Origin of the sequence: Pseudomonas sp. 21615526 (assembly GCF_013386245.1) — a bacterium.
GTDB lineage: Bacteria > Pseudomonadota > Gammaproteobacteria > Pseudomonadales > Pseudomonadaceae > Aquipseudomonas.
On record NZ_JACAOM010000059.1, the window covers coordinates 1 to 1715 of the forward strand.

A 1715-nucleotide genomic window follows, 5' to 3' on the forward strand; every position below is an offset into this window, starting at 1 on the left:
GCCTTCGGCCAGCACCGTGCCGCTGGAGGTGGTGCGTTGGCCCATGCTGTCCCAGTCGTCGACCACCACCAGGCCTGCGGTGCCGCGCGGCACGAACGCCAATTGCGCATTCTGCTGTTCATCCAGCGCCAGCACCGCCAGCCAGTGGGCATACAGCGAACCGGTGCAATAACCCTTGCGACCGTTGATCACATAGCCATCGCCTTGCCGGCGAATGGTCGCCTGGATGTCCTGGACGTTCTTGCCGCCGGTTTCCGACAGCGCATTGGCAAACCGATGCCCTTCCAGCGCCAGGCCAAAAAAGTACGCCTGCTGCTCGGGCGTGCCTTGCAGGCGGATATCTTCCAGCAGGCAGTAATGGTTCTGCGGGATTTGCCCCAGCGAAGGGTCGGCCGCCGAGATAATCGCAATCACCTGGGCCAACACCGCGTATGACACCTGGGCACCACCAAACTCGCGGGGCACGCTGATGCCCCACAGACCGCTGTTGGAATACAGGTCGACGACCTCCGCAGGCACCTGGCGGGTGCGATCGCGCTCGGCGTCCTGTTCCAGCAACACGGCAGCGACTCGGCGGGCAACGGCCAGTGCGTGGGCCTCGTCGCGGATCAACTCGGCGTGGGGCGTGTGAATCGGGTAATCGGCAGATACAGGCAGTACAGACATACAACGCTCTCGGGCGAATGGTTTGCCAGAGGCATTGCAGCTTCTGTGCCTGAGGCGCCTGGCCTTCAAACACAAGGGTTTGCTCCCGATATACGCGCGGCAGACCGCCCTTGGCGCAGCAAACTGCCGGTTTGCTGTTGCCTGGGCAACACCTCGTCGGCTGCCCGCAAGCCACGGCGCACGTGGCCTATAGTGAAAAAGCCGTCCCTCCACAACCACCATCAAGGAGAACGATATGAGCGTTAAACCCATTCCCGAGGGCTACCACAGCATCACGCCGTACCTGGGCATCGACAAAGCCGCTGAAGCCATCGAGTTCTACAAACGAGCCTTTGGTGCCACCGAAGTCATGCGCCTGGACATGCCCGACGGCAAGATCGGCCATGCCGAACTGCGCATTGGCGATTCGGCGATCATGATGGCCTCGCCCTGTGGCGAAATGTCGTTCGGCAGCCCGGGAAAAGAACACCCCAGCGTGTGCCTGCATCTCTATGTGCAAGATGTCGACCAACAGTTCGCCCAGGCCATCAAGGCCGGCGGCACGGCGATTTCAGAACCCAAGGATCAGTTCTACGGTGACCGTTCCGGGACGCTGAAAGACCCGTTCGGGCATGTGTGGTTCCTGGCCACGCGCAAGGAGGACTTGACCGAGGCGCAGGTTCGCCAGCGTGCCGAGGCGTTGTTCAAGCAAGGATGAAGTCGCCAGGGCGACGCAACCCAACGGTAGGAACTGGCTTGCCTGCGATGGCANNNCAGGCAAGCCAGCTCCCACCGTTGACCTGCACTGCCTGAAAGATCGGGCTTCAACACACTTCATGAACAACCCCTCCACGCTTTCCCCCTTGCCCCGGGCGCCGTGTGATTTCAGGATGCAAGCAATCATCACAAGGAGTCATTCCATGTTCGCCGGATTCCAAAAAGACCAGCGCCACGTCAACGGTGTGGACATCAGCTACCGCAAAGGCGGCGCGGGTCCCGGCCTGCTTCTGCTGCACGGGCACCCGCAGACCCACGTCATCTGGCACAAGGTCGCCGAGCAACTGGCCGAA

Annotated in this window: 2 protein-coding genes and 1 pseudogene; 2 read left to right on the forward strand and 1 reads right to left on the reverse strand. The window is 61.8% G+C overall.

Translation table 11 applies throughout. The annotated features are described in order from the left end of the window. A partial coding sequence (locus HX786_RS17285; protein WP_178912376.1) for an acyl-CoA dehydrogenase family protein occupies positions 1 to 666 on the reverse strand: 666 nt, incomplete at its 3' end. A gap of 235 nt (positions 667 to 901) precedes the next feature. Here HX786_RS17285 and HX786_RS17290 point away from each other — a divergent pair. Both HX786_RS17290 and HX786_RS17295 read left to right on the forward strand, forming a co-directional pair. Continuing rightward, the gene (locus HX786_RS17290; RefSeq protein WP_003210114.1) at positions 902 to 1363 is read left to right on the forward strand and encodes a VOC family protein; all 462 of its coding nucleotides are present in this window, start codon (positions 902 to 904) and stop codon (positions 1361 to 1363) included. Positions 1364 to 1565: 202 nt separating this feature from the next. Beyond that, positions 1566 to 1715, forward strand: a pseudogene (locus HX786_RS17295) (alpha/beta hydrolase); the annotation flags it as partial.